At 74.2% G+C, this 14331-nt stretch carries 11 protein-coding genes; 9 read left to right on the top strand and 2 right to left on the bottom strand.

The features are described 5' to 3' along the window. Positions 1-6 precede the first annotated feature (6 nt). Complete coding sequence (locus AB0C03_RS12000; protein WP_357636426.1) at positions 7-495, bottom strand: YbaK/EbsC family protein; 489 nt, start codon at positions 493-495, stop codon at positions 7-9. A gap of 444 nt (positions 496-939) precedes the next feature. On the opposite strand from AB0C03_RS12000, the gene AB0C03_RS11995 reads away from it, so the two are divergent. The 9 genes from AB0C03_RS11995 (at position 940) to AB0C03_RS11955 (ending at position 11534) form a co-directional block, all read left to right on the top strand. Next, the gene (locus AB0C03_RS11995) at positions 940-1389 is read left to right on the top strand and encodes an SAV_6107 family HEPN domain-containing protein (RefSeq protein WP_030334555.1); all 450 of its coding nucleotides are present in this window, start codon (positions 940-942) and stop codon (positions 1387-1389) included. 102 nt (positions 1390-1491) lie between these two features. Beyond that, entirely contained in the window at positions 1492-2217 is a 726-nt protein-coding gene (gene imuA', locus AB0C03_RS11990; protein ID WP_030334553.1) for a DnaE2-dependent mutagenesis accessory factor ImuA', read from the top strand. Continuing rightward, positions 2214-3806, top strand: a complete 1593-nt coding sequence (locus AB0C03_RS11985) for a DNA polymerase Y family protein (RefSeq protein ID WP_357636422.1) — start codon at positions 2214-2216, stop codon at positions 3804-3806. Before imuA' ends, AB0C03_RS11985 begins: the two co-directional genes overlap by 4 nt. Positions 3807-4031: 225 nt before the next feature. Beyond that, positions 4032-7415, top strand: coding sequence for an error-prone DNA polymerase (locus AB0C03_RS11980; protein ID WP_210861683.1), 3384 nt, complete (start codon positions 4032-4034; stop codon positions 7413-7415). Positions 7416-7508: 93 nt separating this feature from the next. Further along, positions 7509-7685 carry a hypothetical protein gene (locus AB0C03_RS11975; RefSeq protein WP_167337320.1) on the top strand — a complete coding sequence of 59 codons (177 nt, stop codon included), beginning with the start codon at positions 7509-7511 and terminating at the stop codon, positions 7683-7685. 75 nt (positions 7686-7760) lie between these two features. Then, positions 7761-8528 (top strand): methyltransferase domain-containing protein, encoded by a 768-nt coding sequence (locus AB0C03_RS11970; RefSeq protein WP_030334547.1) that lies wholly within the window; start codon positions 7761-7763, stop codon positions 8526-8528. Then, positions 8525-9697, top strand: a complete 1173-nt coding sequence (locus AB0C03_RS11965) for an alkaline phosphatase family protein (RefSeq protein ID WP_210866144.1) — start codon at positions 8525-8527, stop codon at positions 9695-9697. The genes AB0C03_RS11970 and AB0C03_RS11965 overlap by 4 nt, the downstream gene beginning before the upstream one ends. Positions 9698-9759: 62 nt before the next feature. Further along, entirely contained in the window at positions 9760-11019 is a 1260-nt protein-coding gene (locus AB0C03_RS11960; protein ID WP_210866145.1) for a DNA polymerase IV, read from the top strand. 116 nt (positions 11020-11135) lie between these two features. Then, positions 11136-11534 carry an SCO2097 family morphological protein gene (locus AB0C03_RS11955; protein ID WP_030334542.1) on the top strand — a complete coding sequence of 133 codons (399 nt, stop codon included), beginning with the start codon at positions 11136-11138 and terminating at the stop codon, positions 11532-11534. Positions 11535-11846: 312 nt separating this feature from the next. On the opposite strand, the gene AB0C03_RS11950 is transcribed toward AB0C03_RS11955, so the two are convergent. Beyond that, positions 11847-14318 carry a transglutaminase TgpA family protein gene (locus AB0C03_RS11950; RefSeq protein ID WP_357636416.1) on the bottom strand — a complete coding sequence of 824 codons (2472 nt, stop codon included), beginning with the start codon at positions 14316-14318 and terminating at the stop codon, positions 11847-11849. Positions 14319-14331: the final 13 nt, after the last annotated feature.

Genomic DNA, 14331 nt, shown 5'->3' with positions numbered 1-14331 from the left:
GCTCGCTCACGCCACCTCGGCCGGGGTGCCGGCGGTGACCCGCAGCAGTTCGGTGTAGGTGGTCGGAAAAACCGCCTGGGGTACGCCACCCGCGGCCCAGATCTCCGGGTACGCCGCCAGCGCCGTGTCCACCAGGGTGCGCAGCGGGTGCGGGTGCCCGAGGGGGGCGACCCCGCCGATCGGCTGTCCGGTGTGGGTCCGGACGAACTCCGGGGTGGCCCGGCGCAGCCGGGTGACGCCGATCGATGCCGCCAGGCCGGCGGTGTCGACCCGGTGCGCGCCGGAGGTGAGCACGAGCAGTGGCGTGTCGTCCGCGTCGAAGATCAGGGAGTTGGCGATCTGACCGACCTCGACGTCGAGCGCCTCGGCGGCCGCCGAGGCGGTGTGCACCGCGTCGGGCAGCAGACGGACCAGGCTGGGCTCGCCGGTGCCGTCGCGCGTGCCGGCGGCGGTGAGCGCGTCCTGCACCGCTCGTACGTTCGGGTGTGGCTGCATGTCGTCATTCTTCCCGGTTCGCCGGGGTGGGTTCATTCGGCCGGCACGCTCAGCGCGTCACACGTTGCATTTTCGTCGGAGGGGAGGTGTACTGTCAGCAGTAGTTAGAACGAGTGTTCGATTGCCTCGAACGCCCGTTCCAACCAGCCGGAGCGCGGCGTTTCGCGGCGCCACCTCCGGGCGGTGCGGCTCCGCGGGCCGCACCTGGGTTTCCGGGCAGTCGCGAGCCTGGTCCCAACAGGCAGGAGCGTCGTCCGCCGCCCACGACCCCCGGGCGGCGGGCGACGCACCCGCCGGTCCGCCGGCCGGGTGTGGTGTGGGGAAGCATCCACACCCGGCCGGCCACACCCGGTGCGTCTTCCTCCGCACCACCCCGACCTCGGCGTCTCGTCGGTGGCAGCAGCCGCCGCAGTGACGTCTCGGCCACGTGGAGGAGAGACACCCATGCCGACCAACCCGGCTCAGGCACCGACGGTGCCGGCACACGTGCTGCCGCATCGCACCCCCGCCCAGCTCCTCATGTTGGCCCGCCGTGGGCTGGTCGAGGCCGGCCAGACCCGACCTGACGGCCTGCGCTACGCGGCTGCCCACCTGGCCGCCCTGCGCGCGGCGGCGGCCCTGCTCGCCGCCCGGGCCCGGCCCGCGCCGAGTCGGCGCAACCGGATCACCAGCGTCTGGGTCCTCCTCTGCGCGGTCGCTCCAGAGCTCGACGAGTGGTCCCGGTTCTTCGCAGCGGGGGCCAGCAAGCGTGCCGCCGCCGAGGCCGGCATCCCCCGGGTGGTCAGCGCCCGGGAGGCCGACGATCTGCTCCGCGCTGCCGAACAGTTCGTCACGGTGGTGGAAGCCGCGCTCGGCGTGGCCCACCAACCGGCTCTGGACGGCCTCGCCGCCTGATCCCGTCGTGCCACCGGCCGCCCTGCGGGGGGAGCCGGGCGGCCGGTGGCACGGCGTGCCGGTCCTGATCTGATCCACAGCAACGACGGGGGAGTTGGTCCAATGGCGGGCCGCATGGTGGTCGGTTCCGCCGCGCTGGCCGATCTGGTGCGCCCGGCGAGCGCACCCGACCCGGTCGGTGGCCACCGGGTGCTGCCGGTGGTGCCCGAGTTGACCGGTCTGCTGCCCAACCGGGGCCTGCGCCGGGGCAGCACCATCGCGGTCGCCGCCGGCCAGCCCAGCCGCAGCGGCGGCACCTCACTGATGTTGGCCCTGCTCGCCGCGGCGTCCCGGGCCGGCTCGTGGTGTGCCGTGGTCGGGGTGCCGACGTTCGGCGCGGGCGCGGCCGCTGAGCTGGGCATCGCCCTGGACCGGTTGGCCCTGGTGCCGAACCCCGGCCCGGAGTGGGCCACCGTCGTGGCCGCGCTGATCGACGGGGTGGACGTCGTGGTCACCACAGTGCCGGCGACGGTTTCCGCCTCCGTCGCCACCCGGTTGGCCGCCCGGGCCCGGCAGCGCGGCAGTGTGCTCGTCCCGTACGGCCGGTGGGACGGCGCGGACGTGACGTTGCAGGTGGTCCGTGGTGTCTGGGAGGGGCTCGGGCTGGGCCGGGGGCGGTTGCGCCGCCGGGAGATCACCGTCTCGGCGCGCGGGCGCGGGGCGGCCGCCCGACCCAAGGAGATCAAGGTCTGGCTGCCGGGCGACGAGTTGACCCGGGTGATCCCTCGTACGCCGCCGTCGCCCGTGGGCCGGTCGGCCGCGCCGCTCGCCCTGGTCGGTCGGGGATGACCGGCGCGCCGGCACGGACCCTGCTGCTGTGGTGCCCGGACTGGCCGGTGCTCGCCGCCGAGATCGTCGACGGGGTGCCGGCGACCGGCCCGGTCGCCGTGCTGCACGCCAACCGGGTGGTCGCCTGCTCCGAGCGGGCCCGCGCCGAGGGGGTGCGTCGGGGCCTGCGCAAACGGGAGGCGCAGGGCCGCTGCCCCCAACTCACCGTCGTGGAGTACGACCCGGGTCGGGACGCCCGGGCGTTCGAGCCGGTGGTCGCCGCGGTGGAGGAACTGGTGGCCGGCGTCGAGGTGGTCCGTCCGGGCGCCTGCGCGGTGGCCGCCCGGGGGCCGAGCCGTTACCTCGGCGGCGAGGAGGCGGCCGCTGAGCGGATCATCGAGCACGTGGCCCAGTCCTGCCTGGTGGAGAGCCAGGTCGGCATCGCCGACGGGGTGTTCGCGGCCGGGTTGGCCGCTCGCGCCGGCCGGGTGGTGGCCCCGGGCGGGACACCGGAGTTCCTGGCCGGGTTGCCGGTCGAGGCGCTCGGCCGGTCGGCGCTGGCCGACCTGCTGCGCCGGCTGGGGGTGCGTACCCTCGGCGACTTCGCCGCGCTGCCGGCCGGCGACGTGCTGGCCCGGTTCGGGTTCGACGGTGCGCTGGCCCATCGGCTGGCCGCCGGGCGGGACCACCGCCCACTCGCCGTCCGACAGCCGCCGGCCGACCTGACGGTGACCTCGGAGCACGACGAGCCGATCGACCGGGTGGACGCGGCGGCGTTCGTGGCCCGGGCGTTGGCCGAGCAGCTGCACGAGCGGCTGGCCGGGCACGGGCTGGCCTGCACCCGGCTCGGCATCGAGGCGGTCACCGAGCACGGGCAGGAGCTGCACCGGGTGTGGCGGCACGATGGCCTGCTCACCGCCGCGGCCATCGCCGACCGGGTGCGCTGGCAGCTCGACGGGTGGCTCTCCGGCAGCAACGGTCGTGCCGGTGCCCGCGCGGCCCGGCCGACCGCCGGCATCATCCGGCTGCGACTGGTCCCGGACGGGGTGATCGCCCAGGCCGGTCTGCAGGCCGGTCTCTGGGGGGAGACCGGCGAGGAGCGGGAACGCGCGCACCGGGCGTTGAGCCGGGTGCAGGGCATCCTCGGCCCGGAAGCGGTGGTCACGGCGGTGCTCGGTGGTGGGCGTTCCCCGGCCGACCAGGTGCGACTGGTGCCGTGGGGCGACGAACGACTCCCGGCCCGGCCCGGCCCGGCGGCCGGCGCGAGGGCTGGTGAGGGCACCCCGCCGTGGCCGGGCCGGCTGCCGCCGCCCGCGCCCGCCGTGGTGCTGCCCAGTCCGCTCGCCGCGACCGTGCACGACGCCGCTGGCGAGCCGGTGGTGATCAGCGCGCGGTTGGCGGTGAGCGCCGCGCCCGCCCGACTGGTGGTCGGCACCGGTCAGCCAGCGGAGATCGTGGGTTGGGCCGGGCCGTGGCCGGTGGACGAGCGCTGGTGGGCGCCGGCCGAGGCCCGCCGCCGGGCCCGGTTCCAGGTCAGCCTGGCCGACGGTGCTGCCCTGCTGCTGGCCGTGGAGTCGGGGCAGTGGTTGGTGGAGGCGATCTATGACTGAGTCAGGTCGATCCCTGCCCGGCGTCGGTTGGCTCCGCGCTGGCCGGGGGACAGATGTCCTGATGAGCGTGATGACTCACCGGCATCAAGATGCCGGTGAGTCATCACGCTCATCGCACCTCTCGCCGCCGGCGGGGCGACCGCCGTCGTGTCCGTCGTCGACCCGGTCGCCCAGCGTCCCTCGGCCGAGCAGTACCGGGCCGAGCAGCGCGGCCGGAGCGGCCGGATGAGCTTTCACAACCCGAAGATGCCCTGGTCGGAGCTGGAGCGCGTGCTCTCCGGCCGGGCCGGTGACACCCGGGCGGGTGGCAACCGCGGGAGCAGAGGTGAGCGGCACCTGCACGTGGTGGACCCGCTCGCCGTGGACGCCGATGGTGGTGACTCCCCGGCCTGGAGCCGCCGCCGTGAGCAGTACCAGCCGCCGGAGCTGACCCGCCCCGACGGCGTGGTGCCCTACGCGGAGCTGCACGCGCACACCAACTTCAGCTTCCTCGACGGCGCCAGTCACCCGGAGGAGTTGGCCGAGGAGGCGGCCCGGCTGGGGCTCACCGCGCTCGCCGTCACCGACCACGACGGCTTCTACGGGGTGGTCCGCTTCGCCGAGGCGGCCCGCACGCTGGGCCTGCCGACCATCTTCGGCGCGGAGTTGTCCCTCGACCTGCCCGGTCCGCAGAACGGCGAGCCCGACCCGCAGGGCGCGCACCTGCTGGTGCTCGCGCACGGCCACGAGGGATACGCCCGGCTGGCGACCACCATCGCCCGCGCCCAGCTACGCGGCGGGGAGAAGGGCCGCCCGGTCTACGGGGAGCTGGAAGAGGTCGCCGCCGAGCTGAAGGACCACGTGCTGGTGCTGACCGGCTGCCGCAAGGGGCACGTGCCGGGGGCGCTGCTCACCGAGGGGGTGGACGCGGCGGCCCGCGAGTTGGACCGGCTGACCGCGCTCTTCGGCGCGGAGACGGTGGCGGTGGAGCTGACCGACCACGGCCACCCCGTCGACGCCGACCGCAACGACGCGCTCGCCGAGCTGGCCGCGGCGGCCGGGTTGCCGACGGTGGCCAGCAACAACGTGCACTACGCCAGCCCTGGCCGGCGGCGGCTGGCCACCACCGTCGCCGCGGTGCGGGCCCGACGCAGCCTGGACGAGATCGACGGGTGGCTGCCCGCGGCGGCGACCGCCCACCTGCGCAGCGGCGCGGAGATGGCGGCCCGGTTCGCCGCGTACCCGGGTGCGGTGGCGCGGGCCGCCGAGTTCGGCGCCGAGTTGGCCTTCGACCTGCAACTCGTCGCGCCGCAGCTGCCGGCGTACCCGGTGCCACCGGGGCACACCGAGATGAGCTGGCTGCGCAAGCTCACCGCTGACGGGGCGCACGAACGCTACGGGCCGCCGCAGGCGCACCCGGCGGCGTACGCGCAGCTCGACCACGAACTGAACATGATCGAGGAGCTGGGGTTCCCCGGCTACTTCCTGGTGGTCTACGACATCGTCAGGTTCTGCCGTGACCAGGACATCTACTGCCAGGGCCGGGGCTCGGCGGCCAACTCGGCGGTCTGCTACGCCTTGCGGATCACCAATGTGGACGCGGTGCGGCACCGGCTGCTCTTCGAGCGGTTCCTCGCCCCGGAACGCGACGGCCCACCGGACATCGACGTGGACATCGAGTCCGACCGTCGGGAGGAGGTGATCCAGCACGTCTACACCCGCTACGGCCGGGAGCACGCCGCCCAGGTCGCCAACGTCATCTCCTACCGGCCCCGCTCGGCGGTGCGGGACGTGGCCAAGGCCTTCGGCTACTCGCCGGGGCAGCAGGACGCCTGGAGCAAGCAGATCGACAGGTGGGGCTCGGTGGCCACCGTCGATGTGGAGAATATCCCCGAGCAGGTGGTGGAGTACGCCAACGAGTTGCAGACGTTCCCGCGGCACCTGGGCATCCACTCCGGTGGCATGGTGATCTGCGACCGGCCGGTGATCGAGGTCTGTCCGGTGGAGTGGGGGCGGATGCCCGGGCGCAGCGTCCTGCAGTGGGACAAGGACGACTGCGCGGCGGTGGGCCTGGTCAAGTTCGACCTGCTCGGCCTGGGCATGCTCTCCGCCCTGCACTACGGCTACGACATGATCGGCGAGAGTCTCGACCTGGGTGACATGACCCTGGACGACCCGGAGGTCTACGACATGCTCTGCCGGGCCGACTCGGTCGGGGTGTTCCAGGTGGAGAGCCGCGCCCAGATGGCCACCCTGCCCCGGCTCAAGCCCCGCGAGTTCTACGACCTGGTGGTCGAGGTGGCGCTGATCCGGCCCGGCCCGATCCAGGGTGGTTCGGTGCACCCGTTCATCCGGCGCAAGAACGGTCAGGAGCCGGTGACCTTCGCGCACCCGCTGATGCGTAACGCCCTGGAGAAGACCCTGGGTGTGCCGTTGTTCCAGGAGCAGCTGATGCAGCTCGCCATCGACCTGGCCGGCTTCGACGCGGCCGAGGCCGACCAGTTGCGCCGGGCGATGGGCGCCAAACGGTCGGTCGAGCGGATGACCCGGATCGCCGAGCGGCTCTACGCCGGGATGGCCGAGCGGGGCATCACCGGTGAGCTGGCCGACGACGTCTACCGCAAGCTCACCGCGTTCGCCAGTTACGGCTTCCCGGAGAGCCACGCGATGAGCTTCGCCTACCTGGTGTACGCCAGTTCCTGGCTCAAGCGCTACCACCCGGCGCCGTTCCTGGCCGCGCTGCTCAACGCCCAGCCGATGGGCTTCTACTCGCCGCAGACCCTGGTCGACGACGCCCGCCGGCACGGGGTGGAGGTGCGCCGTCCGGACATCAACGCCAGCGGGGCCAAGGCGGTGTTGGAGTCCACCCCGGACACCCGGTGGGGCAGCGGGCCGGGGGAGCCGCCGCACGCCTGGGGGCTGGGCGGCCCCGCCGTCCGGCTCGGCCTGTCCAGCGTGCGGACCCTCGGCGCCGACGTGGCCGAACGGATCGAGGCCGAACGGGTCGCCGGTGGGCCGTACCGTGACATGCCGGATCTGGCCCGGCGGCTCGGTCTCACCGCCGCGCAGCTGGAGGCGCTGGCCACCGCGGACGCCTTCGCCTGTTTCGGGCTGACCCGGCGGGAGGCGCTGTGGGCGGCCGGCGCGGCGGCCCAGGACCGGCCGGGTCGGTTGCCCGGCACGGTGACCGGCGCGGCGGCGCCCACGCTGCCCGGATTGGAGGCGGTGGACCGGCTGGTCGCCGACGTGTGGGCCACCGGGCTGTCGCCGGAGAGCCATCCGGCCCGGTTCATCCGGGGGCAACTCGACGTGCTCGGCGCGGTGCCGATCGCCCGGCTCGGCCGGGTGGAGCCGGGGCAACGGATCCGGGTCGGTGGCATCGTCACCCACCGGCAACGCCCGGCGACCGCGGGCGGGGTCACCTTCCTCAACCTGGAGGACGAGACCGGGATGCTCAACGTCACCTGTTCGCCGGGGCTGTGGCAGCGCTACCGGCGGGTGGCCCGCACCAGCGCCGCGCTCGTGGTGCGGGGGCGGTTGCAGCGGCACGAGGGGGTGACCAACCTGGTCGCCGACCGGCTGGACGCCATCGAGCCGCCGGTGAGCCCCGCGTCCCGTGACTTCCGCTGATCCAGTGATCCACATTACGGTTTCCCGAGCCGCCGAGCGGGAGACTCGTTGCGAGCGGGCAGAGCGGCCCGTGATCCGTGAGGGGGAACGACAGTGACGGGAAATCACGCGTACACCGGTGGAATCGCCAACGCCCGGCGGACCCGACTGGGCAACGGCTGGGTGCCGTCGCACCTCGCCGACCCCCGCGAGTACGAGGTGACCAACGGTCCGGTGGCCAACGAGCGCCGGTCCCGGGCGGAGGACGAGACTGAGGGTGCCGAGGCCTGACCTCCCGCCGCACCACGCACCGATCGGGCGTGTGGTGGGCGCACCCACCACACGCCCGCGCCACCACCGGGCCGGGTGACTAGGCTCGGCCGGGTGGAGCAGACCCGAGGCCGGTTCGCCGAGCCGCCGCTGACACCCCGCACCGCCGTGATCTGGTCGGTGCTCCGCGCCGAGCTGGACCGGCGCGGCGACGCCGAGCTCACCGTGCTGGACGTGGGCGGCGGCACCGGCGGTTTCGCCGTTCCGCTGGCCCGCGCCGGGCATCGGGTCACCGTCGTCGACGCCAGCCCCGACGCGCTCGCCGCGCTCACCCGCCGCGCCGCCGAGGCCGGGGTGGCCGACCGGATCGTCGCCGTGCAGGGCGACGGCGACGCCCTCGCCGGGCTGGTCGAGCCGGCCGGCGTCGATCTGGTGCTCTGCCACGCCGTACTGGAGGTGGTCGACGACCCGACGCCGGTGGTGGCCGCGCTGGCCAGCGCGCTGCGCCCGGGCGGGGCGGCCAGTGTGCTGGTGGCCGGCCGGGCCGCCGCAGTGCTGGGCCGGGCGATGAACGGGCACCTGGACGTCGCCACCGCGGTGGCCGCCGATCCGGCCGGCACCGCGGGGCCGCGCGACACGCTGCGCCGACGCTACGACGCCCCGGGCGCCGCCGCGCTGCTCGGCGCCGCCGGGCTGGTGGTCGAGGAAATCCACGGGGTACGCGTGCTGGCCGACCTGCTGCCGGCCGCTGTCGCCGACGGTCAGCCCGCAGCCCTGGTCGAGCTGGAACGTGCGCTGGCCGCCCAGTCGCCGTACCGGGATCTGGCCGCCCAACTGCACCTGTTCGCCCGCCGGCCGGCATGACCGCCGAAGCCGGTGACGTGCCGGCGCCGCTGGCGATCCTCGGGCCGCAGCACGGCGACGGCCGGCTCGCCGACGTGCTGCCCAGCGCGCTGGCCGTGCTGGGGGTGCCCGGCTCGACCGACCCGCTGGGGCTGGTGCCCTCGTTGGCCGGGGTACGCCGGATCGCCGTACTGCTGGTCGACGGGCTCGGCTGGTACCAGCTGCCGACCGCGGCGCCGTACGCGCCGACGCTCGCCGGGCTCGCCGCGACGGTGGCCCGCCCGCTGATCGCCGGTTTCCCGTCCACCACCCCGACCAGCCTGGTGTCGCTGGGCACCGGTGTCGCGCCGGGCGCGCACGGGGTGCTCGGCTTCACCGTCCGGGTGCCCGGCACCGATCGGGTGCTCACCCACACGGACTGGGCCGCCGATCCGTCGCCGCTGCGCTGGCAGCCGGTGCCCACCCAGTTGGAGCGGGCCCGCGCCGCCGGGGTGACGACGACAGTGGTGAGTCGGCCGGAGTTCGGCGGCAGCGGGTTGACAGTCGCCGCCAACCGGGGTGGCGACTTCCGGGGCGCCGCCGGCGGAGACGCGGTGGCCGCCGCCATGCTGGCCGCGCTGGCCACCGGCTCCGGGCCGACCCTGGTCTCCGGTTACCACGCCGACCTGGACCGGTACGGCCACGTCTACGGCGTCGACTCGGAGCCCTGGCGGGTCGCCGCCGCCGAGGTGGACGCCCTGCTCGCCCGGCTGGTCGACGGGCTGCCCCCGGACGCGGCGTTGCTGGTCACCGCCGACCACGGTCAGCTCGACATTCCCGCCGCGCACCGCTTCGACCTGGACACCGATCCGCGGCTGCGGGCCGGTGTGCGGCTGGTGGCCGGCGAGGCCCGGGTCCGCTACCTGCACACCGAGCCGGGCGCGACCGAGGACGTGCTGGCCGCCTGGTCGGCGGTGCTGGGCGCCACGGCCCGGGTACGCACCCGCGACGAGGTGGTGGCCACCGGCTGGTTCGGGCCGGTGCCCGAGGAACACCTGGGCCGCGTCGGCGACGTGGTGGTGACCTGCAACGACACGTACGCGGTCATGGCCAGCCGTACCGAGCGGCCGATGGCGTCGAAGTTGGTGGCCTACCACGGGTCGGACACCGCCGCCGAGCTGACAGTGCCGTTGCTGGTCGTCCGGGGCTGACCCGGGGGCGGTTCGGCCCACTGGCCGATGGTGGTGTCGTACCCCCGGGTTAACCTGCCGGGATGGGCCGCAGTCAGTCGTTGCCCCGGGGCGACGATCCGCGCTTCGGGCCGGACGCCGACGACTCCGCCAGCCCGATCCTGCACGTCGACATGGACGCCTTCTTCGCCGCGGTCGAGGTGCGCCGCCGCCCCGAGCTGCGTGGCCGGCCGGTGATCGTCGGCGGCGTCGGCCCGCGCGGCGTGGTCAGCTCGGCCAGTTACGAGGCCCGCCGGTACGGCGTACGCAGCGCGATGCCGACCAGCCAGGCCCGGGCCCGCTGCCCGCACGCGGTGTACCTGCCACCGGACTTCTCCGCGTACTCGGCCGCCTCCCGGGCCGTCATGCAGATCTTCCGGGACGTCACGCCGCTGGTCGAGCCGCTCTCCCTCGACGAGGCGTTCCTCGACGTGACCGGCGCCCGGCGGCTCTTCGGTTCGCCGGCCACCATCGCCCGGCTGATCCGTCGCCGGGTCGCCGACGAGCAGGCGCTGACCTGCTCGGTCGGGGTGGCGCCGACCAAGTTCGTGGCCAAGCTGGGTTCCACCCGGGCCAAGCCGGACGGCCTGCTGGTCGTGCCTCCGGCGCAGGTGCTCGACTTCCTGCACCCGCTGCCGGTGGACGCCCTGTGGGGGGTGGGGGAGCGGGCCGCGGAGGCGCTGCGCAAGCTCGGCCTGGCCACCGTCGGCGACCTCGCCGAGGCGCCGGTGGGCATGCTCCGTCGAGCCGTCGGTGCCGCCTCGGCGTCGCACCTGCATGAGCTGGCCTGGGGTCGCGACCCGCGCGGGGTCAGCCCCGAGCACGTCGACAAGTCGATCGGCGCCGAGGTGACCTTCGACGTCGACGTGGCCGACCCGTTGGAGATCCGCCGCGCGTTGCTCGCGCTCAGCGCTAAGGTCGGCGTCCGGTTACGCGGCTCCGGCCAGGTGGGGCGCACCGTCTCGCTCAAGGTCCGGCTGGCCGACTTCCGCACCGTCAGCCGATCTCGCACCCTCGACGTGCCCACCGACACCGCCCGTGAGATGTTCGACACGGCCTGGGCGCTCTACACCGCCCTGGACCCGGGCGAGCGGATCCGACTCGTCGGTGTCCGGGTGGAAGGACTCGCCCCGGCGAAGGGCGCTCCCCGGCAACTCACCCTCGGCGCCCCCGAGCGCGGCTGGCGCGAGGCGGAAGCTGCCGCGGACGCCGCCGCTGCCCGTTTCGGGCGGTCCGTCATAGGTCCGGCCAGTCTGATGGGCGACCGTGATCCCCGTCGAAACGAAAATCCACCCCGCCCATAGGTCGTCCCGCTTTCCGACGCGCGACCCCCCTCGTAGACTTGCGGGTAAGCAGCCGGATGGCTGCCACGGTCTGTCGGCCCGAGTGGGCCCGACCAACGTGACCGGGGAGGAGTGCCGTGCCGCTCTCGGAGCACGAGCAGCGGCTGTTCGAGCAGATCGAGCGGTCGCTTGCCGAGGACCCCAAATTCGCCTCGGCCGTGCGCGCCAGCGATCCGCGCTTCCATGCGCGGCGTCGCCTGCTCGTCGCCGCCGGCGTCATCATCGCTGGCTTGGCTCTACTGGTCTATGGCGCGGTGATCAAGACTCCACCACTGGCGGTGGCGGGCTTTGTCGTCATGCTGGCGTCGGCCGCGTTCGCGGTGCAGTCGCACCGGCGGGCGCAGTCACCCGACCTGCACGTGGTGGGCGGCACGACGAGTCGCCGTCGTCCGCGCGGTGGCCGATCCGGTCGCCGGTCGTCGATCCTGGACCGCATGGAGGACAGGTGGCGGCAGCGCCCGGAGGGGCACCGCTGAGCCGGTCCCGCCGCTGAGGCGGGCCGTACGCCGCGACGAGCGGTCGCCGGGCACAGCCCCCGGCGACCGGCGACCTCCGTCGTATCCGCGCGCCCTTCTTCCCCGCTAACCACTCTCCGCAGGACCACCCTTCCGCATGATCGTGCTCGATCCCGGATGTAGTGGCATCGTGCGCCAGGGAGGGGCCTCTTTCCTGGATCGGGCACGATCTTGGGTGGCGGCAGCGTAGGCGGGCAGACAGGTGGGGCGGCGGTGGTGGCCGCCGCCCCGGATCTGGAACTGCCCTTGTCAGCGAGTCGGGGAACTGCCCTGTCAGCGAGCTGCCCGGTCGGCCAGCATCCGTCGAGGGTTCCACCGCAGCAGGCGGTACCGGGCCCGCCCGGTGAACGCCACCATCCGGCCGGACCTGTCCGCCAGGGTGGTACGCCAGCGCAGCAACACCGAGGGCGGCAGCACCGTGGCGAGCAGGCGGGTCCGTCGGTCCGCCCGGGTGGCGAGCGCCGCACGGACCGCGCGGAGCGCCGGCAACAACCGCTCACCGGTCAGCGGATCCCGCGCGTAGCGGGCCCGCTCCTCCGCCCGGCCGAGCAGCCGCGCCGACCCGATCGCCTCGTCGTCGTCCAGAGCGTCCCGGACAAGTCGGTCCGCGGTCGCCCGGGGCGTCTCGGTCGGATCGACCGGGACCCGGAAGTCCACCAGCGTGTCGAGCAGCTCCGCCCAGGCGGCGTGCGCGTCCGCGCGGGCCCGGCTGGCGTCCACACTGACCACCACCGGTCGCGCCCCCGGCTCGCTGTCGCCGTCGACACTGGCGGAGGCCACCGCCGCGCGCACCTCGCGGCCACCCCGTCGGCGGCGTAGCGCCAACCGGCGCAGTGCCGGCACCGCGAGCAGCGCCAGCAGTGCCACCAGGCCCGCCGCCCACCAGGGCCAGACCGGTGGCTGCTCGTCCGGCGTCGTCCCACCGGCTGCGAACCCCTCGTCGGTTTCCCGGTCGGCGTTGTCCGGGCTGGAGGGCCCGGCCGAGGCTCCCGGGTCCGTCGGTGTGGTCGGGACCTCAGTGTCCGGGCTGGGCGTCTCCGGTGCGTCGTTGTCCGGCGCCCAGGGCGACCGGGTCGCGCCGGGCACCCCGTACGCCGGGGTGGCGTCGAACGGCACCCAACCGGCCCCGTCGAAGTAGACCTCGGTCCAGGCGTGCAGATTGAGGTTGGTCAGCGTGTAGGTGTCACCGTCGCGCTTGCTGCCGTTGGTGAACCCGAACGCGACCCGGGCCGGGATGCCGGCCGAGCGGACCAGCCAGGCCATCGCGGCGGCGTACTGCTGGCAGTAGCCGACCTTGTTGGTCAGGAAGTTGACGATGTCCTGACCGCTGCTGCCGCTCTCGGTGCTCAACCGGTAGCTGAACCCGTTGTCCGCCGAGAAGTGCTGGTAGATCGCCAACACCCGGTCGTAGTCCGTGCGCTTGCCCTGGATCAACCCCTTGACCAGCTCCTCCACCTCGGGCACCGGCGCGGGGGTGGCGGTCATCTGGCGGCGTACGGGATGGTCGGCCGGCAGTGGCTGCGCGGCCCGCAACGCCGCCTGCGTGAAGGTCGAGCGGACGTAGTCGAAGGAGTACTTCCGGCCCCGGGAGTTCTCCCGGTTGGAGAAGACCACCTGCTGGTTGGTGTCGTAGAGCCAGTTGTCGCTGAGGTCGTCGGTGCGGGTCGGCTCGGCGTACACCGGCATCAGCGACATGCTGAGGCTCTTGGTGACCTCGACCGTCGCCTGGTAGGTGGCCTGCTGCACGCCTGGGCCGGCCCTCTCGGCCGGGTTCGGCAGGTCCCGGTTCACCGACCGGCCGCTGGGGTTGCGCGCCTGGAAACCGCTGGGGCGCAGCTCGTCGGCGACCGCGTAGCGCAGGTAGAACGGGTTCTGCTCGGACGTCTTCACCTTCACCAGGTCGGCTACCTGGGACTGGTTGAGCTGGCCGGCGAGCGAGGCGAACAGGTCGATCCGACCCGACGTGCCACCCGAGCCGCCCCCGTTCCCGGTGCCGTTGCCCGACCCTCGGCTGAGCGAGTCGAGCAGCCCGCCGGTCATGCCGGGCACCGCCAACGGCAGCAGCACCGCCAGGGCCACCCCGACCGCCGCGAGCCGGCGGCCGGCGGACGCCAGCGGGGAGGCCTCCCACACGTCGACGTCGCGGCCGTCACCGGTGAACCGCCGCCCGAAGCGGCGTACGCGGTCGACGTTGTCGGTGACCAGCAGCCAGAGGTAACCGGCGGCGCCCACCACGAACGGCACCGCGGGGACGCTGTCGACGTAGACGGCGACCGGCACCGAGTAGATGGCGAGCATCGGCAGCCCGGCCAGGGCGGGCCGACGCAACCCCACGGCCAGCACGTCCACCAGCACGGCGACCGCACCGACGCCGAGGACGGCGATGAACAGCAGCGGGTCAGTGTCCGGGACCTCGACCCCGTACGAACGCATGTCCTGCATGGAGCCGGCGAGCAGGTCACCGAAGTACGCGAATGTGCCCGGGGTCGGCAGGATCGCGAGCAGCTCCTCGCCGCTGGGGAACAACCAGGTCAGGGCAAGCATCAGGCCGGCCAGCATGCCCAGCACCTGACCCCACAGCGGTGCCCGGACGAGTCGGGTCAGCGCGGCCACCCCGGCCACCACGGCGACCGCGATGATGGACTCGATCAACCACGTCCAGCCCTGGAAGATGGCCGACAGCGGTGCGGCGGCCAGCAGCGTGGCCACCGCCGCCACCACGCCGATGTTCCGACTGCTGATCATGAGGGGAGCCTTC

This window comes from Micromonospora parva (assembly GCF_040649675.1).
GTDB classification, from domain to species: domain Bacteria; phylum Actinomycetota; class Actinomycetes; order Mycobacteriales; family Micromonosporaceae; genus Micromonospora; species Micromonospora parva.
The sequence above is the reverse complement of the archived record's forward strand: the minus strand, read 5'-3'. Positions and strand labels throughout refer to the sequence as shown.

Coding starts and splice junctions, on each gene's coding strand:
- AB0C03_RS12000 (WP_357636426.1), bottom strand. CDS start 495: ATGCAGCCACACCCGAACGTACGAGCGGTGCAGGACGCGCTCACCGCC.
- AB0C03_RS11995 (WP_030334555.1), top strand. CDS start 940: ATGCCGACCAACCCGGCTCAGGCACCGACGGTGCCGGCACACGTGCTG.
- imuA' (WP_030334553.1), top strand. CDS start 1,492: ATGGCGGGCCGCATGGTGGTCGGTTCCGCCGCGCTGGCCGATCTGGTG.
- AB0C03_RS11985 (WP_357636422.1), top strand. CDS start 2,214: ATGACCGGCGCGCCGGCACGGACCCTGCTGCTGTGGTGCCCGGACTGG.
- AB0C03_RS11980 (WP_210861683.1), top strand. CDS start 4,032: ATGAGCTTTCACAACCCGAAGATGCCCTGGTCGGAGCTGGAGCGCGTG.
- AB0C03_RS11965 (WP_210866144.1), top strand. CDS start 8,525: ATGACCGCCGAAGCCGGTGACGTGCCGGCGCCGCTGGCGATCCTCGGG.
- AB0C03_RS11960 (WP_210866145.1), top strand. CDS start 9,760: ATGGGCCGCAGTCAGTCGTTGCCCCGGGGCGACGATCCGCGCTTCGGG.
- AB0C03_RS11950 (WP_357636416.1), bottom strand. CDS start 14,318: ATGATCAGCAGTCGGAACATCGGCGTGGTGGCGGCGGTGGCCACGCTG.